At 73.8% G+C, this 20,042-nt stretch carries 18 protein-coding genes and 1 pseudogene; 14 read left to right on the top strand and 5 right to left on the bottom strand.

Features of this window, described 5'->3' with window-relative positions; genetic code table 11:
• Positions 1 to 83 precede the first annotated feature (83 nt).
• The 7 genes and pseudogenes from ET471_RS15100 to tatA all read left to right on the top strand — a co-directional run bounded on the left by ET471_RS15100 (position 84) and on the right by tatA (position 6,853).
• The gene (locus ET471_RS15100; RefSeq protein WP_129189644.1) at positions 84 to 1,193 is read left to right on the top strand and encodes a LacI family DNA-binding transcriptional regulator; all 1,110 of its coding nucleotides are present in this window, start codon (positions 84 to 86) and stop codon (positions 1,191 to 1,193) included.
• Positions 1,194 to 1,289: 96 nt separating this feature from the next.
• Entirely contained in the window at positions 1,290 to 2,321 is a 1,032-nt protein-coding gene (locus ET471_RS15095) for a hydroxyacid dehydrogenase (protein ID WP_129189642.1), read from the top strand.
• 41 nt (positions 2,322 to 2,362) lie between these two features.
• Positions 2,363 to 3,466 (top strand): type 2 periplasmic-binding domain-containing protein, encoded by a 1,104-nt coding sequence (locus ET471_RS18685; RefSeq protein ID WP_242496317.1) that lies wholly within the window; start codon positions 2,363 to 2,365, stop codon positions 3,464 to 3,466.
• A gap of 607 nt (positions 3,467 to 4,073) precedes the next feature.
• Complete coding sequence (locus tag ET471_RS15085; RefSeq protein WP_129189640.1) at positions 4,074 to 5,060, top strand: ABC transporter permease; 987 nt, start codon at positions 4,074 to 4,076, stop codon at positions 5,058 to 5,060.
• Positions 5,060 to 5,971 carry a carbohydrate ABC transporter permease gene (locus tag ET471_RS15080; protein WP_207207280.1) on the top strand — a complete coding sequence of 304 codons (912 nt, stop codon included), beginning with the start codon at positions 5,060 to 5,062 and terminating at the stop codon, positions 5,969 to 5,971. Before ET471_RS15085 ends, ET471_RS15080 begins: the two co-directional genes overlap by 1 nt.
• Positions 5,968 to 6,600 (top strand): annotated as a pseudogene (locus ET471_RS15075) (ThuA domain-containing protein); the annotation flags it as partial. The gene ET471_RS15080 and the pseudogene ET471_RS15075, both read left to right, overlap by 4 nt.
• A 55-nt stretch (positions 6,601 to 6,655) precedes the next feature.
• A complete protein-coding gene (gene tatA, locus ET471_RS15070; protein ID WP_129191054.1) occupies positions 6,656 to 6,853 on the top strand; it encodes a Sec-independent protein translocase subunit TatA in 198 nt (65 codons plus the stop codon).
• A 3-nt stretch (positions 6,854 to 6,856) separates the two neighbouring features.
• Here tatA and ET471_RS15065 read toward each other — a convergent pair whose 3' ends face one another.
• Positions 6,857 to 8,320 (bottom strand): MDR family MFS transporter, encoded by a 1,464-nt coding sequence (locus tag ET471_RS15065; protein ID WP_129189638.1) that lies wholly within the window; start codon positions 8,318 to 8,320, stop codon positions 6,857 to 6,859.
• A gap of 69 nt (positions 8,321 to 8,389) precedes the next feature.
• Between ET471_RS15065 and ET471_RS15060 the strand changes: the two genes are divergently transcribed.
• Together ET471_RS15060 and ET471_RS15055 are read left to right on the top strand one after the other, a co-directional pair.
• Positions 8,390 to 9,007, top strand: a complete 618-nt coding sequence (locus tag ET471_RS15060; RefSeq protein WP_129189636.1) for a TetR/AcrR family transcriptional regulator — start codon at positions 8,390 to 8,392, stop codon at positions 9,005 to 9,007.
• A 76-nt stretch (positions 9,008 to 9,083) separates the two neighbouring features.
• A complete protein-coding gene (locus ET471_RS15055) occupies positions 9,084 to 9,842 on the top strand; it encodes a class I SAM-dependent methyltransferase (RefSeq protein WP_129189634.1) in 759 nt (252 codons plus the stop codon).
• A 17-nt stretch (positions 9,843 to 9,859) separates the two neighbouring features.
• On the opposite strand, the gene ET471_RS15050 is transcribed toward ET471_RS15055, so the two are convergent.
• Both ET471_RS15050 and ET471_RS15045 read right to left on the bottom strand, forming a co-directional pair.
• Positions 9,860 to 10,534 (bottom strand): TMEM175 family protein, encoded by a 675-nt coding sequence (locus ET471_RS15050; RefSeq protein WP_129189619.1) that lies wholly within the window; start codon positions 10,532 to 10,534, stop codon positions 9,860 to 9,862.
• Positions 10,535 to 10,627: 93 nt separating this feature from the next.
• Positions 10,628 to 11,977 (bottom strand): Nramp family divalent metal transporter, encoded by a 1,350-nt coding sequence (locus ET471_RS15045; RefSeq protein WP_165350511.1) that lies wholly within the window; start codon positions 11,975 to 11,977, stop codon positions 10,628 to 10,630.
• Positions 11,978 to 12,158: 181 nt separating this feature from the next.
• Between ET471_RS15045 and ET471_RS15040 the strand changes: the two genes are divergently transcribed.
• A complete protein-coding gene (locus tag ET471_RS15040) occupies positions 12,159 to 13,292 on the top strand; it encodes an AI-2E family transporter (protein WP_165350510.1) in 1,134 nt (377 codons plus the stop codon).
• On the opposite strand, the gene ET471_RS15035 is transcribed toward ET471_RS15040, so the two are convergent.
• Complete coding sequence (locus ET471_RS15035; RefSeq protein ID WP_129189613.1) at positions 13,281 to 13,907, bottom strand: hypothetical protein; 627 nt, start codon at positions 13,905 to 13,907, stop codon at positions 13,281 to 13,283. The two genes, ET471_RS15040 and ET471_RS15035, sit on opposite strands and share 12 nt — an antisense overlap.
• Positions 13,908 to 14,074: 167 nt before the next feature.
• Here ET471_RS15035 and ET471_RS15030 point away from each other — a divergent pair, with 167 nt between their 5' ends.
• The 3 genes from ET471_RS15030 to ET471_RS15020 all read left to right on the top strand — a co-directional run bounded on the left by ET471_RS15030 (position 14,075) and on the right by ET471_RS15020 (position 16,178).
• A complete protein-coding gene (locus tag ET471_RS15030) occupies positions 14,075 to 15,283 on the top strand; it encodes an MFS transporter (RefSeq protein WP_242496315.1) in 1,209 nt (402 codons plus the stop codon).
• Between the two features lie 93 nt (positions 15,284 to 15,376).
• Positions 15,377 to 15,823, top strand: coding sequence for a nitroreductase family deazaflavin-dependent oxidoreductase (locus tag ET471_RS15025; RefSeq protein WP_129189611.1), 447 nt, complete (start codon positions 15,377 to 15,379; stop codon positions 15,821 to 15,823).
• Positions 15,824 to 15,908: 85 nt separating this feature from the next.
• Positions 15,909 to 16,178 carry a DUF7218 family protein gene (locus tag ET471_RS15020; RefSeq protein ID WP_129189609.1) on the top strand — a complete coding sequence of 90 codons (270 nt, stop codon included), beginning with the start codon at positions 15,909 to 15,911 and terminating at the stop codon, positions 16,176 to 16,178.
• A gap of 43 nt (positions 16,179 to 16,221) precedes the next feature.
• Here the strand turns inward: ET471_RS15020 and ET471_RS15015 are convergent, their stop codons facing one another.
• Positions 16,222 to 19,116: a glycosyl hydrolase 115 family protein gene (locus ET471_RS15015; protein ID WP_129189607.1), complete on the bottom strand. Its 2,895-nt coding sequence runs from the start codon at positions 19,114 to 19,116 to the stop codon at positions 16,222 to 16,224.
• A gap of 195 nt (positions 19,117 to 19,311) precedes the next feature.
• On the opposite strand from ET471_RS15015, the gene ET471_RS15010 reads away from it, so the two are divergent.
• Positions 19,312 to 20,034: a hemerythrin domain-containing protein gene (locus ET471_RS15010; RefSeq protein ID WP_129189605.1), complete on the top strand. Its 723-nt coding sequence runs from the start codon at positions 19,312 to 19,314 to the stop codon at positions 20,032 to 20,034.
• Positions 20,035 to 20,042: the final 8 nt, after the last annotated feature.

Here is a 20,042-nt window from a genome sequence, read left to right as displayed (position 1 = left end):
GTCCCCAGCGTCGGGAGCGTGGTCGTACGCGTCAAGGTCGCTCTTGTGAAACGCTAGGTTTCGCTCATCGACCGAGGAGGACCATGCTTGCCACCCAACGCCGCGACGCCATCCTGCGCGAGCTGCGCCTGCGCGGGACCGTACGGATCTCGGACCTCTCGCGCCGGCTCGGCGTCTCGGTCGCCACGTTGCGCCGAGACGTGACGGAGCTCGCGGACGAGGGGCTCGTCGAGCGCGTCCACGGCGGCGCCGCCGCCGTGCAGCGTCCGGCCGGTGACGGCGGGCCGGGCGCGCCGTCGTCGCTCGCCGCCGTCGCCGCGCTCGGCGTCGTCGTGCCGCAGGCGCGCTACTACTTCGACCGCGTGCTGCAGGGCATGCGCGAGGCCGCCGCCGAGCTGGGCGTCCGCCTGGTGCTCGGCGTGAGCGACTACGACGGCGACCTGGAGCGCGAGCACGTGCGGCGCACGCTCGCCCTCGGCGTCGACGGGCTGCTCGTCGCGCCGGCCGACGTCGAGGAGCGGGACCCGCACACGTACGCGATGCTCCGCGCCGTCGACGTGCCCGTCGTGATCGTGGAGCGCGGGTCGCTCGACCTGACCGTCGGCCCGGCCCTCGACCACGTCCGCTCCGACCACGCGGCGGGGATCCAGCGGGCCCTCGGTCACCTCGCCGCCCTGGGGCACGAGCGCGTGGCCGTCGCCGTGAACCCGCTGAGCGTGACGGCCACGTGGCTCGTGGAGGGCTTCACGGCCGCGGCCGCCCGGTTCGCGCCCGGTCACGCCGAGCGGGTCGTGCGGCTCCCGCGGCTCGGCAGCCCCGCGCCCGTGCTCGGCGCGGCCCTCGACGCGCTGCTCGACCGCTGCGCCGCCGAGGGGATCACGGCCGTGGTCGCCCACCCGGACGAGTACGCGATGGCGCTCGCCGACCTTGCCGCCCTGCGGGGCGTCGCGGTGCCCGGCGGGCTCTCCGTGGTGGCCTACGACGACGAGGTCGCGGAGCTCGGCGCGCCGCCGCTGACGGCCGTCTCGCCCCCGAAGCACGACGTCGGGCGCGAGGCCGTGCGCCTCGTCGTCGACCGGGTGCTGGGCGGCGGCCGCAGCCGGGGGTCGAGCCCGCAGCTCACGACGCTCCTGCCCGAGCTCGTGGTCCGGGAGTCCACCGGACCGGCCGACCCGAGGCCGAGCGTCGACTGAGCGAATGTGAGCGAAATCTGTCGCTCTGGTTGACCCGCGTCCGCGTCCGGCGCTTGCCTGTGCTCCGCCCGCACCGCGACGAGGAGGAGCGAACCGATGGAGAGCGGACCTGTGGTCACCTGCGTGCTCGAGGAGAGCACGCGCCGGCGGCTGTTCGACGAGCGCATGCTCGGCGCGCTGCGAGCCCTGGCGGGCGAGGTGACGGTCCTGGCCGACTTCACCGGGGCCGACGACGTCCTGGCGCGCACCGAGGTGCTCGTCACCGGGTGGGGCACGCCGCTGGTCGACGCCGCCGTCGTCGACCGGATGCCGCGGCTGCGGGCCGTCCTGCACTCGGCCGGCACGGTGCGCGGCATCGTCGACGACGTCGTGCACGAGCGCGGCATCCTCGTCTCGACCCAGGCCGAGGCCAACGCGATCCCCGTCGCGGAGTTCACGCTCGCCGTCGTCCTGCTCGCCAACAAGGGCGTGCTGGTGCCGGCGACCACCCCGTACCCGGGCTACGACGAGACCCGTCAGGGCGCCGGCGTCGGCAGCCACGGCACGGTCGCCGGCGTCGGCAACTACGGCAAGCGCGTCGGCGTCGTCGGGGCGTCCCGCACGGGGCGGCGGGTCGTCGAGGCGCTGCGGCGCCACGACCTCGAGGTCGTCGTCTACGACCCGTACCTCTCGCCGGCCGCCGCCGACCTGCTCGGCGTCGCGCCGCTCGGGCTCGACGAGCTCGTCGCCACGAGCGACGTCGTCACCGTCCACGCCCCGGCGACGCCCGAGACCTACCACCAGCTCGACGCCCGCCGGCTCGCGACGCTGCGCGACGGCGCCGTCCTGGTCAACACGTCGCGCGGCAGCCTCGTGGACACGGCCGCGCTGGAGGCGGAGCTCGCCCGTCGCGCCGACGACGGGCGCGGCCTGACCGTCGTCCTCGACGTGACGGAGCCCGACCCGCTGCCGCCGACGTCACCCCTCCTGTCCGACCCCCGCGTGCTGGTCACGCCGCACGTCGCGGGGTCCAAGGGCACCGAGCTGCGCCGCCTCGCCCAAGGCGTCGTCGACGAGCTCGCACGCCTGGTGAGCGGTGTCCCGCTCGCGCACCGGGTCGACCACGCCACGCTGGCGCGCTCGGCCTGACGCCCCACCGACCTACCCGCCTGACCTTCAAGGGAGAAGAGATGAGCACCACGAACCCGCCGTTGACCACCCTGCCGCTCAGCCGGCGGCACTTCCTCGGGCTGGCCGGGCTGGGGGCGGCCGCCGTCGCCCTCGCCGCCTGCTCGCCGAGCGGCGCCGCCGCCGGCGCCCGGCGCGCCAACCTGAGCGAGACCGTGAAGCTGCAGCTGCCGACGTACGTCGCGCCCCCGGCGCTCGAGGGCGGCATCGTCAGCAAGGTCGAGGGGATGCCCGCGATCTACACGCAGCCCATCCAGAAGTACTTCGACTCGGTGACGTCGAAGCCGCTGACGGGCGGCTCCGTGACCACGTTCCAGGTGCTGTGGGGCGCCCCGCCGCGCAAGGTCCCGGACAACCAGTACTGGGCCGACCTCAACGAGCGCCTCGGCGGCGAGTACACGCCGACGCTGGTCGCGAGCGACACGTACAACGAGAAGATGGCGACGACGATCGCCTCCGGGAGCATCCCCGACCTCTCCTTCGTCCAGGACGCCACCGCCGTCGCGGCGAAGGCGATCGGCGACGGCGTCTTCGCCGACCTGTCCGAGGTGCTCGCGGGCGACAAGATCCTGCAGTGGCCCAACCTGGCCAACGTGGGCACGAACGCCTGGAAGGCGTCGGCGAAGAACGGGCGCATCTTCGGCGTCCCGAACGAGAACCCGTACCTGACCAACTTCCCGGCCATCCGCTGGGACCTCGTGCAGGCGGCCGGGTTCGACGCCCTGCCCAAGGACGCGGCCGGCTTCCTGGAGATGATGACTGCGATCGCGGGCCTGGGCAGCGCCCTCGGCAAGGAGGTGTGGGGCATCCCCGCCTTCGACGGCAAGTGGCAGTCGGTCGTGAGCTGGATGCACCAGGTGGGCACCACCTGGCAGCTCGACGACAAGGGCAAGCTCGTCCACATGATCGAGACGGACGCCTATGCGGACGCGCTCAAGTACCACAACGACCTCTTCAAGGCCGGCGTCTACCACCCCGACGCCCTCGCGCTGGCGACGCAGGGGCCAAGGCGTCCGAGCTGTTCAAGAACGGCCAGGCCGCGATCACGGTCGACGCGTTCAACGGGTACTTCGGGTCGAGCATCCTGGCCAACACCGCCGAGCTGACGACGGGCGCCGACCCGCGCCTGTTCGTCCCGCCGGCCGTCGACGGCGGCAAGCTCGTCATCGAGCGCGACACGGGGTACTGGGGCATCGTCGCGATCTCCGCGAAGGCGGCCCAGGACCCGAAGCGGCTCGAGGAGCTGCTCAACGTCATCAACTACTGGCGGGCGCCCGACGGCTCCTCCGAGGCGCTGTTCATCCACAGCGGCAAGGAGGGCTTCAACTGGGAGTTCGGCGAGAACCACGTCGTGACCGACCTGGGCGACAAGGCGGCCAACGCCGACCGCGCGGGGATCCAGTGGCTGGGCGCGTTCAAGTCGCCGTCGTTCGTGGTGCCGCAGAAGTCGATGGGGTTCGTCGACAACTTCCGCGAGTCCGTCGAGCCGCTCATGGCCGCCACCGTGCCGAGCCCCGTCGTCGGCCTGTATAGCGAGACGAACACGTCGAACGGCGCCCGGATGTCGGAGATCGACACGGACTACCGCGCCGGCATCGCCTCGGGCCGCATGCCGCTCACAGCCATCGACGAGTACCGCGACGCGTGGCGCAAGGCCGGCGGCGACGCCGTGCGCGCCGAGTACCAGGCCGCCCTCGACAAGGCGTCCTGACGATGGCCGTGCTGGAACGTCCCGGGGCCGCGAAGGCGGTCCCGGGGCGGCCGGGCCGGGACCGCGCCGCGCGCAGGGACCGGCCGACGACGTCGGTGTGGGAGCGCGTGCGGCGCGAGCGGTGGATGTACACGTTCATCCTGCCCGGCCTCGTGTTCTTCCTGGTGTTCGCCTACCTGCCGCTGCTCGGCAACGTCGTCGCGTTCCAGGACTACTCCCCGTACTGGGGCATCACGGGGTCGACCTGGGTGGGCCTCGACAACTTCGCCGCGATGTTCGGCGACCCGCAGTTCGTGCGGGCGCTGACGAACACGCTGATCATCTCGTTCCTGCAGATCGTCTTCGCGTTCCCGGCACCCATCCTGCTCGCGCTGCTGCTCAACTCGCTCGTCTCGGACCGCGTCAAGCGGGTCGTCCAGACGATCGTCTACCTGCCCCACTTCATCTCGTGGGTGATCGTCATCGCGATCTGGCAGCAGGTGCTCGGTGGTGCGGGCCCGATCGCCGACCTGTTCAGCACCATCGGGATCCACGACGTCAACGTCATGGCGGACCCGGACACGTTCAAGGCGCTCGTCACCTCCCAGGTGATCTGGAAGAACGTCGGCTGGGGGACGATCATCTTCTTCGCCGCCATCAGCGCGATCCCTGACGAGCTGTACGAGGCCGCCGCCGTCGACGGCGCCGGGTCGTGGCGCCGCACGTGGCACGTGACGCTGCCCGGGCTCGTGCCCGTGATCACGCTCCTGCTGATCCTCACGATCGGCAGCGTGCTGACCGTCGGCTTCGAGCAGCTCCTGCTCCAGCAGCCCGCGGTCGGCGCCGACGCCGCCCAGGTGCTCGACACCTTCGTGTACTTCCGCGGCATCTCCGGCGGCGACTGGGGCCTGTCGACGGCCGCCGGCCTGTTCAAGGGCGTGATCGGCACGATCCTCGTCGTCGCGGCGAACCGGTTCGCGAAGCGGCTCGGCACGGAAGGACTGTTCTGATGACGACCTTGACCGCACCCCCGGTGCGCCGCCGCAACGCCCGCCCCGTGTGGATGGGCCAGCCCTCCCGGGCCTCGCAGTCCCTCAAGGCGCTGGTCATCGCCCTGATCGTCCTGGTGATGCTGTACCCGTTCGTGTACGTCATCGCGATGAGCTTCGCGTCCCGGGAGGCCCAGGCGTCCGGCAGCGCCTTCCCGACGTCGTACTCGCTCGACGCGTACCGCTCGATCATCGGGGGAGGGGTGGTCACCCGGTCCCTCGTCGTGACCGCCCTCGTGACCGTGGTGGGCACCGCGCTGTCGATGCTGTTCACGACGACGCTGGCGTACGGGCTGACCCGGACGCGGCGCGTGCCCGGCTCGCGGACCGTGCTCGTCCTGGTGCTGTGCACGATGCTCTTCGGGGCCGGGATCATCCCGAACTACCTGCTGGTGCGCTCTCTCGGGATGCTCGACTCCTACTGGTCGCTCGTCGTCCCGGGGCTCATCTCGGCGTTCAACATGGTGGTGGTCCGCAACTTCTTCATGGGCCTGCCCGAGGAGCTGCTCGAGTCCGCACGCCTCGACGGGGCGAGCGAGTGGCGGATCTTCCTGCAGATCGTGCTGCCGCTGTCGAAGGCGGTGCTCGCCGTCATCGCGCTGTTCTACGCCGTCGGGTACTGGAACTCGTTCTTCAACGCGATGATCTACCTCAACGACACGGCGAAGTGGCCCATCCAGGTGGTGCTCAACCAGTACGTCGTCCAGGGCACCGCGCTGTCCACGCTCCAGGCTCCCGACCAGCCGCCGCCGCCCGGGCAGACCATCCAGATGGCCGTCATCGTCGTGGCGACCATCCCGATCTTGCTCGTCTACCCGTTCGCCCAGCGGTACTTCACCAAGGGCGTGCTGACCGGGGCGGTGAAGGGATGAGGGCGCTCGTCGTCGCCGGCACGGGCCGCTACGCGGACCCGTGGCACCCCTTCGAGGCGGTGGGCGAGCGCGTGGCTCGCCTCCTCGCGGAGGACGGCTGGTCCGTCGAGGTCGACGACGACGTCGACGGCGCCATGACACGGCTCGACGACGCGGAGCTGCTCGTCGTCGCGGCGGGCGACCCCTGGGGTCAGGGCGAGCGGTCGTTCTTCACGGCGCCGCGGGCGGCGACCGACGGCCTGGCCGCGGCCGCCGCCCGCGGCATCGGGGTCCTCGGGCTGCACGCGGCCGCCGCGAGCTTGCGTGACTACCCCGTCTGGCCGGAGCTGCTCGGCGCGGTCTGGGTGCCGGGGGCGTCGATGCACCCCGAGCTCGGGCCGACCACGGTGCGGCTCGAGGAGCACGCGCTCACCGCCGGGCTCGGCGGCCTGACGGTGGTCGACGAGCGGTACAGCCTCCTCCAGCCGGTCGGCGCGCGGACCGTGCTCGCCACGCACGTCCACGACGACGTCGTCCACCCGCTCGTCTGGGTCCGCGAGCACGGGCCGGCACGCGTCGCGTACGACGCGCTCGGCCACGACCTGCGCTCCTACGACTCGCCGGAGCACGCCGTGCTCCTCCGCCGGCTCGCCCGCTGGGCCGCCCGGCTCCCCTACCGCAGGTTCTCGACGACGAGGAGTCACCATGGGTGCACTACGACCGGTCCACATCCTGATCCTGGTGGTGGTCCTCCTGCTGCTGTTCGGCGCGCGCCGGCTTCCCGACCTGGCCCAGAGCGTCGGGCAGTCGCTGAAGGTCTTCCGCAAGGAGGTCAAGGAGCTGCGCGACGACGTCGACCCCCGCGCGCCGGAGCCGCCGGACGCCGGCGACGCGGCCCGCTGATGCTCACCGGCGGCTGAGGCTCCGCGCCGCGGTCCTCGGCGGCTCCGGCGTCGCGCCCGGTTCCTGTGCGCGGTGCGCGGGCAGCAGGAACGACAGGACGACGGCCAGGCCGGTGAAGCCGACCGCCCACCAGAAGGCGTGGTCGAAGGCGACCGCGCCGTCGGCGAGCGTCACGGCGTGCGTGGTGCCGGAGGCGAGCACCGTGGCCAGCACCGCCGTGCCGAACGAGCCGCCGAGCTGCTGCAGCAGGCGGGACACGATGCTGGCGTCCGGGACGTCGTCGTGCGCCAGGCCGGAGAAGGCGTGCGCCATGAGCGGGATGAGCGCGGAGCCGAGGCCGAGGCCGCGGACCAGGAGCACGCCGCCGAGCCACCACTGGCTGGTCTGCGCCCCGGCCACGGCGAACGGCACGGTGGCGAGCGCCGCGACGAGGAACGACGCGAGCGAGATCCAGCGCGGCCCGACCCTGTCGATGAACCGGCTGAGGACGAGCCGGCTGAGCAGGGCGCCCACCCCCTGCGGGATGAGCAGGAGCGCGGCCCCCAGGACGTCGTGCCCGCGCAGCTCCAGGAAGTACAGCGGCAGCAGGAACATCGCGCCGAACAGCCCGAAGCCCGAGAGGAACATGAGCGCCGACGACGTCCAGAGCGGCTTGTGCCTCAGGAGCCGGATGTCCACCAGCGCGCGGCGGCCGCGCGGCAGGGCCCACAGGCAGAACCCGGAGACCAGGACGACGCCGGCCGCGGCGGGCAGCCACACGTCCGTGCGGCCGAAGCCGCCGTCCTTGGAGACGTTGCTCAGGCCGAACAGCAGGCCCACGAGGCCGGGTGCGAGCAGCAGCAGCCCGACGACGTCGAGCGGCAGCATCCGGGGCGCGGCGTCCCGGGGCAGGAAGCGCCCGGCGAGGACCAGGCCGACGACGCAGAACGGCACGTTGACCCAGAACATCCACGACCAGTGCAGGTTGTGCAGGATGAGGCCGCCGATCACGGGGCCGACGATCGGGCCGAGCGCGATCGGCAGCCCGATCGTCGCGGCCAGCTTGCCGAGGTTCTGCCCCCGCGCGGCCTGCATGACCATCGTGGTCATGAGCGGCATGAGCATGCCGCCGCCCAGGCCCTGGACCGTGCGGAACGCGATGAGGCTGCCGGCGTCCCACGAGAGCGAGCACAGGATCGAGCCGGCCAGGAACACGGCGAGCGCGAGCATCCACAGGCGCCTGCCGCCGAGCACCCGCTGCGCCCAGCCGACCAGCGGGACGGCGACGCCCAGCGCGAGGAGGTACGAGGTGCTCACCCACTGGATGGTGGAGAGGCTCACGTCCAGCTCGGTGGCGAGGGTGCGGATGCCGACGGCGACGATGGTGGTGTCGAACAGGACCGCCATGCCGCCCACCAGCACGGTCCACACGACGCGTCTGACGGCGGGGTCCAGGTGGTCGTCGCCGCGCTCGGGCTTCTCGGCCATGCAACTCTCCTTAGATACACTGTGACTCTTCCGTGGAGAGTACGCCTCACTCGCGAGATAGGGAACACCATGTCTCTTAACGCCGCCTCCGGGCCGGACGTCACCGGGAGCGCACCCGCCCGCCGGCGCCGCGGCGCCGAGCTGGAGACCGCGCTGCTCGAGGCCGCGTGGGCAGAGCTCGTCGAGAAGGGCTACGACGCCCTCACCTACGAGGGCGTCGCCGCGCGCGCGGGGACGAGCCGGGCCGTCGTCTACCGGCGCTGGCCGAGCAAGCCCGACCTCGTCCGCGCCGTCGTGGTGCACGGTGCCAGGGCGGAGACGTACGAGCCGATCGACACGGGCAGCCTGCGCGGCGACCTGCTCGCGCTCCTGACGTGGGCGAACCGCGCCCGCGTGCGCGTGGGACTGACGGCGTTCCACCGGCTGACCGGGTACTTCGCCGAGACGGGCACCGCGCTGAGCGACCTGCGCGAGGTGTTCGTCGGCGGCCGCGAGCCGAGCACCGAGGCGTTCTACCGCCGCGCCGTCGCCCGCGGCGAGGTCAAGGAGGAGAACCTCACGCCGCGCGCCAGGTCGCTCGCGTTCGACCTGATGCGCGGCGAGCTGCTCATGACGCTGCGACCGGTGTCGCCCGAGGTCATCGAGGAGATCGTCGACGACGTCGTCATGCCGCTGCTGACCCGTTGACGTAGCGGGCACCTGCGAGGCGGCCACCGCCGTAAAGGGCTGGGCGCGTCGGCCCCCGCGCGGCACACTCGCCCCCATGACAGCGCGCGCTCTGACCTTCGGCGCGGCCGCCGCCGCGTACGAGCGGTACCGGCCCGGCTACCCCGACGAGCTCGCCGACACGGTGCTCGCCTACGCCGGCCGGCCGGTGCGCACGGCCCTCGAGGTCGGCGCCGGGACGGGCAAGGCCACGCGGCTCTTCGCGGGCCGGGGGATCCGGGTCACCGCGACGGACCCGGACGCGGACATGCTCGCCGAGCTGCGCCGCCAGGTCCCGGCCGAGGTCACCGTCGTCCGGGCGGCGTTCGAGGACCTCGCTCCGGCGCAGACCTACGAGCTCGTCTTCGCGGCGGCGTCGCTGCACTGGACCGCACCGGCCGGGCGCTGGGAGCGGGTGGCCGCCCTCCTCGAGCCGGGCGGGGTGTTCGCCTCGTTCGGCGCGCCGCTGCGGCTGGCCGACCCGGCCCTCGCGGAGGCGGTCCGGTCCGCCCGCGCGCCGTTCCTGGCCGACGACGAGGTGCCGGCACCCGACGGGACGCCGGAGGACGCCACGCTGCAGTGGCCGGGGACGGAGCTGGTCAGGGCGGACGCGTTCACGGACGTGCGCCAGGTGGAGGTCGCGCGGCGGCCCACGGTGCCCGCCCGGGACTACGTCGGCCATCTCGCGACGGTCTCCGCCTACCTCGCGCTGCCCGGCGCGGTCCGCGAGCGGGCCCTCGCCGCCGTGCTCGCCGTGCTGCCCGACCGGGTGACGCTCGACGCCGACCTCACCGTGCACCTGGCCCGGCGTCGCTGAGCGTCGCCGGGCCGGGGCTACCGGGCTTCCTGGCCCGCGACGGCCCGGGACGCCCGCGCCTCGTGGTCGTGCAGGCGGCCGAGCCCGCGGTAGAAGAGCCCGCTGACGAGCCAGGCGGGCACGAGCAGGAAGCCCACCAGCCCGACGACGGGGGCCGCCAGGCCGAGCAGCGTCGCCGCCGCGTACCCGCCCGCGGGGAGCCAGGAGTACCGCCGGGACCGCCGCCGGTACCCGTCCGGCAGGCCGGGCCGTAGCAGGTGGGCGCGCCCGGACGCGTACGTCCACACCAGCGCGTGCACCACGTACACCACGGTCAGGTGCGCGCCGAAGAACACGACGGCGGGGCGCGCCGTCGGCTCGTGCCCGAGCATCGCGGCGGAGAAGGGCACGAGCGCCACGGTGAGCAGCAGCGTGAGCACGAGCCAGGTCAGGGGATGGTCTGCGCGCTCGAGCTGCTCGCCCTGCGTGCGGTTGCCGAACCACAGCGCGCCGAGCGTGACGAACGCGAGCGCGTAGGTGGCGAGCTCGGGCACGCGCTCGCCGATCTGCGCCCACAGCTCGCCGGCGGGCCCGCGCGGGACGTCCACCTCCAGGACCATGATCGTCATCACGATGGCGAAGACGCCGTCGGTGAAGAACTCGAGGCGACGGAAGGTACCCAGGCCCGGCCGCGCGGCCACCGGCTCGCTCATGATGCCCAGTGTGGAGGTGCGGTGTGCGATGCGCCCGGCAGGCGGGCGAGCGCACCGGCGGGCGAGCGCACCGCGAGGACCGGTTCTGGCCGGTCAGCCGCCCGCGACCGTGTACCAGACGCCGTAGACGCCCCCGACGCACATGATCACCGCGGCAGCCCAGCCGAGGGTCCGGGAGAGCGCGCCGTTGCGGTACCGGTGCATGATGGTGCGGTCGTGGGAGATGAGCATCATGATCACGACGAACGGTCCGGCCGCGATCCCGTTGACGACGGCGGAGAGCACCAGCAGCCGGATGGGGTTGCTGAGGAACACCGACAGCAGCGTTCCGGCGACGACGCCGACGCCGAGCAGGAGATAGAAGACGGGCGCCTTGCGCGGGCTCTTCTCCAGCCCCCACCGCTTGTCGAGGAGCGCGGCCATGCCGGCCGCCCCGGACGCGGCAAGCACGGGGACGGCCAGGATGCCGGAGCCGATGAACCCGATGGCGAAGAGCGCCCCGGCGTAGGTGCCGGCGATCGGTTCGAGGGCCTGCGCCGCCTGCGCGGCGCTCGTGACCGTCTGGTGGCGTGTGCCGAGCGTGGCGGCCGTCGCGGCGATGATCGCGAACATGATCAGGACGCTGAAGACCATGCCCGTGAACACGTCCAGGCGGCCCGTGCGCAGGCGGCGCCGCGCCTCGCCGACGCTCCGCTGATCCAGCGCGGCGGTGCCGTCCCCGCCCAGCGGTTCCTCGCGCAGCTCCTCGACGCGCTGCGCGGTCTGCCAGAAGAACATGTACGGGCTGATGGTGGTGCCGAGGACGCCGACGGTCAGGCCGACGTAGTCGGGCGTGAGGTGGACCTGGGTCCCGAGCAGCCCGGCGCCGACGTCGGCCCAGTCCACGTCGGCGGCGAAGAGGACGCCGACGTAGACCAGCAGGACGAGGCAGAGCCACTTGAAGATGCGCCCGATCCAGTCGAACGACCCGAGCACCAGCGCGACGACGATGCCCACGCCCGCGACCGCCGACCACACGGGGGCCGGTCCCGCGCCGAGCAGCTGCACGCCCTGGCCGATGGCCATGAGGTCTGCCGCGAGGTTCAGGCAGTTCGCGACGATGAGGGCGGCCATGAGGACGACGATGGCGGTGCGGGCCCCGCCGCGGAACCTGCGACGGATCAGCATTCCCAGGCTGTCGCCGGACGCCAGCGCCATCCGGTCGCAGATCTCCTGGACGGCCATCATCAGCGGCAGCGTGAACGGCACCGTCCACAGCATCGCGTTCCCGAAGGTCGCTCCGGCCTGCGCATACGTCGCGACGCCGGACGGGTCGTCGTCGGCCGCGCCGGTCACGAGCCCCGGCCCGAGCGCCTTGAGGAACCTCGCGACCGGGTTCGCGCGTCTGCCGGAGCGGTGCTCCGCACCGGCCGTCCCTGGGGTGCTGCTCGCGGGCTGGGCCACGCTGCCACCCTCGCCGGAGGGCCGACCGCTCGCAACGGCGGACGCGCCCGCGCCCGGTCGCCGGCACCTCTGCCGGGCGGCACCGTCCCGACCGCGCCGCGGGCCACTGCATCGCGCCCCGACGGGCGCGCGCTCCCGGTGCCCGCGCGGGATGATGCTCCCCACCGACCCGAGGAGAGCCGTGCCCGACCACGTTCCCGAGACCGCCAGGCCTCTGGGCGACCGCGTGCTCCGCCTCGGCCGGATCGCGTGGGCCGTCGTCGGCATCGCGGCCGCCGGCCTGGTCGTCTACACCGCCGCCTCCACGCTCAGCGGCGTGGTGGTGCCGCTCGTCGTCGCGGCGGTGCTCGGCATCCTGCTGCAGCCCGCCGTCGACCGCCTGGAGCGGGCCGGGCTGCGGCGCGGCCTGGGGGCGGCGGCCGTGCTGGTGGTGCTGGCGGCCGTGCTGGGCGTCGCCGTGTGGGTGACGGTGGTCGGCGTCGTCGAGCAGTCCACGGAGATCGCCGACCGGCTGACCCGCGGGCTCGCGACCCTCCAGGAGGAGCTCGCCGGCACGTCGCTGGACGTGTCCGGCATCGACCTGGGGAGTGCGACGTCCGCCCTGAGCGGCGGCCTCGCGAGCCTGTTCGGCAGCGTGTTCTCCAGCGCGGCGGCGTTCCTCGTCGGGACGTTCGTCGCCGTCTTCTTCCTCTTCTACGTCATGGCCGACTGGCCCCGGATCGAGGCGTTCGTCGCCCGGTACGCGTCCCTCGGCGCGACGTCGGGGCGCGACGTCGTCGACCAGGCCACCACGACCCTGCGGCGGTACTTCGGCGCGATGTCGGTGTCGAACCTGCTGGCGGCGGCCCTCATCGCGGTCGCCGCCGTCGTGCTCGGGGTGCCGCTCGCGGTCTCGATCGCGCTCGTGACGTTCGTGACGTCGTACGTGCCGTTCCTCGGCGCGATCTTCTCGGGCGCGTTCGCGGTGCTCATCGCGCTGGGGTCGCGCGGGCCCACGGAGGCGCTCGTCCTGCTCGGCGTCATCCTCGTGATGCAGAACGTCGTCCAGACGCTCGTGCTCACCAAGCTGTCCTCGGACCGGCTGCGCCTGCACCCGATCGTCAACCTGGGCTCGACGGTCGTCGGCACCGTGCTCGCCGGCCTCCTCGGGGCCATGCTCTCCGCGCCCGTGACGGTCATGCTGCGCGACGTCGTCGGGCACCTGAGACGCCGCCCCGACCACGACGACGCACCGGGGCCGAGCGGGGCCGACGCGCCGTCGGACCCGCCGGACCAGGCCCCGGCGCGCGACGGGGCGCCGCGCTCAGAGGGCTGACTCGAACGCGGCCCGCACCACGGCGTCGTACGGCGCGGCGGTCGACGCGAGGACGGCCCCCGGCTCGACCACGCGCCACCAGCCGCCCGTCGTCGGCACCTGGATCACGACCCCGGACAGCACGTCCGGGTCCACCCCGTGCGCCTGCGCGACGTCGTCGACGACCTGCTTCGTCTGCGCCCACGGCGCCCGGTCCAGCTCCGGGTTCCGGCGGGCGGCGCCGTACGCGTCGTGGGCCAGCGCGACGCACGCCTGGCGCAGGGCGGGCGCGTGGGCGAGGCCCGCGAAGTCGTCGGTCGGGGTTCCGGCCGCGTCCCGGCGCGCTGCGTGCTCCCTGGCCCACGCCTGCCACGCCGCGCCGTCCAGCGTGGGCGCCTTCTGCAGCTCAAGGTCCAGCGCGACCAGCGTCCGCCACCACGCGAGCCACTGCGCCGCCACCGGGGCCGGGTCCGCGCCGTCGAGGACGTCCGAGCGGGGCGGCGGGGCGGTGAGCGGCGGCGGGACGTCGTCGCCCGCGACCACGATCCCGGCCGCGTCCCGCACGTACAGGGCGACCTCGAGCGACTGGCTGTCGCTGACCGACAACCTCCAGGACGGCTGCCCCGCGATGCGCATGCGCCCAGGGTGGCGCACGGGCGGTGCCAGGACAACAGGTCGCGCCACGCCTGCACCAGCGACGGACGCGGCGCGACGGCGCGTTGCCCATCCCCGCCCGCCGCGCGATCCTGGGGCCGGTGCGGCACGTCGCGCGCATCACCCCGACACCCCGCGCAAGGACCTCCGTGCCCCTCGACCACCCCACCCCGCCGCGCCCGCAGGACGACGCCGCCCGTCCGCGCGGAGCCGACACCTTCACGTGGTCGATGTTCGCGACCTACGCCCTGTGGGGCTGGGTGCTCTACATGTTCGGCCCCGCCAGCCAGCTGCTCGGCACCGAGCGCGGCCTGACGGACACGCTGACCGGCCTGCACGGCACGGCCATGGCCGTCGGCACCGTGATCGCGGGGCTCGTGATGCCGCGCCTCGTGCCCGCCGTCGGACGCCGGCGCACCCTCCTGCTCAGCGCCGCGCTCATCGCCGTGGGCCTCAGCGTGTTCGTCGTGTCGCCCTCGTTCGTGCTGGGGCTCGCCGCCGTCGTCGTCATGTCGGTCGGCGGCAGCCTCGCCCTCGGCGCCGGCACCGCCGGGCTGGTGCTGCACCTCGGCCCGCGCGGCGCGGCCACCGCGCTCGCCACCGGGAACGGGCTCGGCACGGTCGCCGGCGTCGTCGGGCCGCTCGCCCTCGGCGCCGCCGTCGGGATCGGGTTCGGGTGGCGGGCCGCGCTGGTCACGTCCGTCCCGCTCGCGGCGGCGGCCGCCGTGCTGTGGTCGCGCACCGTCCCGCGCGAGCCCGCGCCGCGGGGTGCCGGCGGCCGTCACGACGGCGCCCACGGCCGCCTGGCGCTCGGCGCCGACGCCTGGCTGATGCTCCTCGCGACCGTCTCGGGCACGGCCATCGAGTTCGCGACGACGTTCTGGGCGGCGTCGCTGCTGCGCGAGTCCACCGGCGCCTCGGCAGGCGTCGCCGCCGGCAGCACCGCGGGCCTCGTCGCGGGCATGGCGGTGAGCCGCCTGACGTCCGGGCCCGCCACCCGCCGCTGGGGCGCCGCACCCCTCGTGGCGGTCGCGTTCGGCGTCGCCGGGATCGGGTGGGCCGTGCTCTGGACGGCCGGCACGCCCGTCGTCGCCATCGCCGGGCTGGTGGTCTGCGGCCTCGGCGTCGGCCTGCTCTTCCCGCTGGGCAGCGCCCTCTTCCTGGCGGCCGCGCGCGGCCCGGCCGACTCCGCGGCCTCCGTCGTGACCGTCGCCGCCGGCGTCGCGATCGGCGTCGTGCCCTTCGCGCTCGGTGCGCTCGCTGACCTCGTCGGCGTGCACGCGGCCTTCCTCGTGGTGCCGGGGTTCGTCGTCGCGGGCCTCGCGGGCGTCCTGCTGGGGGCGCGGCGCGCGTCGTAGCCGGGCCGGTCCGCCACGGGCGCCGGGCCCGTCTCGCGCGCCGGCGCCGGAGACCCGGCCTCGCGGCCGCCGCCTCCCGGTAGCGTGCGTGGCATGAGCAATCTCGAAGGGGAGTACGTCCCGAGCACGCGGGGCTGGGTCCGCGACCAGGTCGAGGCGTTCGAGGCCTCGGACGGCGCGGACGCGAACGTCCTGCGGGGCACGAACGACCCGATCATCGTCGTCACGAACCGCGGTGCGCGGTCCGGCAAGATCCGCAAGACGCCGCTCATGCGCGTCGAGAAGGACGGCAGGTACCTCGTCGTCGGGTCGCGCGGCGGAGCGCCCACGCACCCGCAGTGGGTGCACAACCTGCGCGCCCACCCCGAGGTGGAGCTCCAGGACGGCGCGCACCGCACGGCGTACGTCGCACGCGAGCTGTCCGGGGACGAGCGGGCGCAGTGGTGGCAGTACGCGGTCGAGACCTGGGCGCAGTACGCCGTGTACCAGGCGAAGACCGAGCGCCTGATACCGATCTTCCTCCTGGAGCCGGCCGGCTGAGGGCCGCGGCCGGCGCTCGCGGGCGTGCGAGTGCCCGGCGGTCGCGTGACGGTGGAGAGACGCAACCGATCACGAGGAGGGCACCATGCCGCGACGTAGCCCAGGCCCCAGCGTCAAGGACGAGGAGCTGTACGAGGAGCTCCGCGCGGAGGGCAACAGCAAGGAGAAGTCCGCGCGGATCGCGAACGCCGCCGCGGCCCGCGGCAGGTCGTCGGTGGGCCGCAAGGGCGGCAGGTCCGGCAGCTACGAGGACTGGACGGTGGCGGACCTGCGCAAGAAGGCCTCCGAGGTGGGCATCGCGGGCCGCTCGACGATGAGGAAGGGCGAGCTCGTCAGCGCCCTGCGGAACCACTGACCGGCTCCGCCGGGAGGCCGCCGCGGCGACCTCCCGGCGGCGCTCAGGCCTGGACGCGGGCGCTCTCGCGCGGCCCCAGCGCCGACGCCGGCAGCACGACGCCTGCGGGCCGCACGACGATCCGCTCGACGACGAGGTTCGGGTCCAGCGCGCCCAGCGTCAGCTCGGCGACCCCGGCCTCGAAGCGCGTCCGCGAGGTGGTCACGCGGATGTTCTCGACCACGGGGCGCGCCCAGCGGGCGTCGCCCGGCTCGCCGGCGTTGACGTCGGCGGCGACCGCCTCGACCACCGCGCCGCCCAGCGTGTACCGCAGCGACGTGCCGCGCACGACGACGCCCGTGGGCACCTGCCACACGTCGACGTCGTACTCGCCGGTCGTCTCGGCCAGGAACCGGTACGTCAGCGTCGGCGCGGGCGCGCCGACCTCGAACGCGGGCGCCGTCGTCGGCAGGACGCGCATCGCCGAGCCGTCGCGGCCGCCGCGCGGCAGCTCGACGAACGCGGCGCCGTCGACGGACGTCGACGCGGCCGCGTGCTGGGCGTCGATCGCGACGACGCCGTCACGGCCGGGCAGGAACGTGCCCGCCGGCAGGCCGGCCGTGTCGACGGCGCGCCCGGAGACGACGACCGCGACGGTCGAGACCTGGTGCGGCTGGGCCGCGCCGACGCGGACCAGCAGGCGCACGGTCTGCGTCGTCGCGGATAGCAGCGCGCGGTCGCACGTGAGCACGACGACGTCCTGGGCGACCGCGGAGCCGGAGCGCGCGGACACGCCGAGCCAGGGGACGTCCTCGCCGCCCTCGAGCGTCCACGCGAGCGACCCGACGCCGTCGTTCGCGATCTCGATCGCGACCGCCGTCTCGCCGGCGACGCAGAAGTCGTCGACGACGACCTCCATGGGGCGGCCGTACTGGCGGTGGTACGTCGGGACGGCGTCGGCACGGGAGACGGAGAGCCGCGGCTCGTGCCCCATGGGCTCGACGACGTGGCGGACCGGGTAGCGCGACCCGTCCTCGTTCCAGCCGGTGAAGCCGACGTGCGCCTCCTGCTCGTGGCCCGTCCACTTGCCGCCGGCGAGCTCGCGGATCTCGTCGCCGATCGCGCGGTCGGTCGCGACGGCCTCGGTGACCCGGCCGGCGTAGGCGTTGGCGACGGGCTTGGCCTGGCGGGCGTAGTGGGCGTTCTTCGCGGCGTTGACGTGCAGGCGCAGCAGGTTGAGCGAGGCGCGCGCCGGGAGCCCCACGAGGGAGGTGTAGGCCAGCAGGGTGCGGCCGTCGTCGTCGAGCGCCTCGAGCGCGGCGACCACCGCGGCGTTCGCGGCGTCGACGGCGTCGGCGCGCGCGAGCATGCGGTCCGCCTCCTGGAAGTGGGCGGCCGCGTAGACGTGCTCGTTGAGGGCCTCGGGGCGGCGCATCGCGTTGAGACGCAGGTAGCCGTGCAGCACCTCGCCGATCGTGGCGCGCACGTCCGGCGCCGCGGCAGGGAAGGTCGCGTCCAGCCAGGACGCCGTGAAGTCGGCCGCGGCCGTCCGGGTGCCGTTGCCGTACGCGTCCATGTCGTACGCCATGGCCATGAAGAACGCGAAGGGCACCTCGTTGAACTTGAGGTCGCCCAGGTTGACCACCCACACGTCGCGCACGCCGTGGTCGAACGCGAGCGACATCTGGTCGTGCGTGCGCTCGAACGACGTCGACGGCATCCACTCGTAGCTCACGGGGCCGCCGTGGTAGTCGAAGTGGTAGTACATGCCGGCGCTGCGACGCTCGGCGTCGGTCGCAGGCAGCGAGCGCATGAAGCCGAAGTTGTCCTCGCAGAACATGAGCGTCACGCCGTCGAGCCCCTCCCAGCCGCGCAGGCCGGGCACGGTGTCGGAGCCGTAGTAGTACTCCTCGACCTCCTTGTAGAGGGCGAGCATCTCGGTGGCGCCCGGGGCGTGCTGGGCCACGAGCCGGCGCTGCTCGGTGATCGCGTCCTTGAGCAGGTCGATGTTCGCCTGGAGGCCGGCGTCCTCGCCGAGCAGCTCGGAGTCGCGCTCGCCGCGCATGCCGAGCATGACGATCTTCTCGTAGCGCCCCGAGCGCTTGAGGCCGTCCTCCCAGTAGCGCAGCAGGCCCTCGCGGTTGGTGAGGTAGTTCCACTCGTTCCCGTAGGGCGTGTCCGGGCCGCGGACGATGTCCCACTCCTCCGACGCGCGCAGGCACGGCTCGTGGTGCGAGGCGCCGACGACGATGCCGTACATGTCGGCGAGCTCCTCGTTGAGCGACCCGGGCCCGTCGAGCGCGAAGCTCGACGTCCACATCGCCGGCCACAGGTAGTTGCCCTTGAGGCGCAGGATCAGCTCGAAGACGTGGTCGTACATGTCGGCCGTGAACCCGCCGAAGTGCTGAGACGTCCAGGTGCCGAAGCACGGCCACTCGTCGTTGATGAACAGGCCGCGGAACTTCACGGACGGCTCGCGCGTGGCCGTCGTCTCGCCCAGCTCGACGAGCTCGCGCGCCTGCGGCGCCACGTCGCCCCAGTAGTGCAGCGGCGACACGCCCGCCTGCTCGGAGAGGGAGAAGAGCCCGTAGATCGTCCCGCGCTTGTCGGAGCCGACGACGACGAGCGCGCGCTCGACGTCGGGGGCGTCGGCGAAGGGCGACTCGACGAGCGTCACGGCGTAGACCTCGCGCCTGCCTGCGACGTCGGCGACGTCGAGGCGGCCCGCGGCGACGAGCTCGTCGACCAGCGGGGAGCGGCCGAGCGTCGCGGCGAGCACCACGGTCGGCGTCGCGGCGGCGCGCGGGGCGTCGACGACGGCGGGGGCCGTGCCGGTGATGCGCTCGAGGTCGGCGGCCACCTTCGCGGCGACGACCGTGACGCCCTCGAACGCCGACGGCTCGACGACGATCGACACCGGACGGATAGCGCTGTGGCTGACGGCGCTGGTCGTGCGCATGGGGGGCTCTCCTTCGAGGACTGGGGTGACGTGGCGAGACTAGGGCTCCAGCGTGGGGGAGTCACACCGGCGGCGGGCTGGGGCGCAGTGATCGGCATGGATCGCTCGGGGTGACCGTCCCGGCCACCGTGCCGGAGGTCGCCCGACGGCGCCAGCCGACGTATCAGACGCCGTGCCCGCCCGTCCCTTCCCCGCGTGAGCGACTTCTACGTCTCCGCGCCCGGAGAGACCGTCCCCCCTGTTCCTGCCGGACCGCGCCTGTGCCAGGGCGACGACATGCGGATCGTGCACAACGCGTTCCTCTGGGCGTACGAGCAGGCGCCGCCGCTCGTGCGCGGGGTCCGCGCGGGGGACACGGCGCGCAGCGCGTTCGTGGGGTCCTGGCTCGCCGACCTCGACGCCACGCTCCACGTCCACCACGAGGGCGAGGACGAGCTCATGTGGGACAAGCTGGAGAAGCGCGCCCCCGCGTGCGCCCTCCACGTCGCCCAGATGCGCGCGCACCACGCCCAGGTGCAGGGGCTCCTGCACGAGGCCGGCCCGCTGCTCGCGGCCTGGCGCACCACGGCCGACCCGGCGCTCGGCGAGCAGCTCGCCGACGCCTACGCCCGCACGCTCGACGTGCTCAAGGTCCACCTGCGCCGGGAGGTGGTCGAGGTGGTCCCCGTCGTCGAGCGCGTGTTCACGCAGCGCGAGTGGGAGGCGCTCGCCGAGCACGGCATGGACGCGATCCCGCGGTCGCGCATGATGCCGCAGCTCGGGATGCTGCTGGCGAGCTCCTCGCCCGCCGACCGGGCCGCGTTCTTCGCGGCGCTGCCGCGGCCGGTCCGGCTCCTGTACCGGCTGGTCGGCAGGCGGCAGTACGCCACGCAGTACCGCGCGCTGTTCCCCGGGACGCCGGTGCCCGCCACCGTCTGACCCTCCGT

The organism is Xylanimonas protaetiae, assembly GCF_004135385.1.
Lineage (GTDB): Bacteria > Actinomycetota > Actinomycetes > Actinomycetales > Cellulomonadaceae > Xylanimonas > Xylanimonas protaetiae.
The sequence above is the reverse complement of the archived record's forward strand: the minus strand, read 5'-3'. Positions and strand labels throughout refer to the sequence as shown.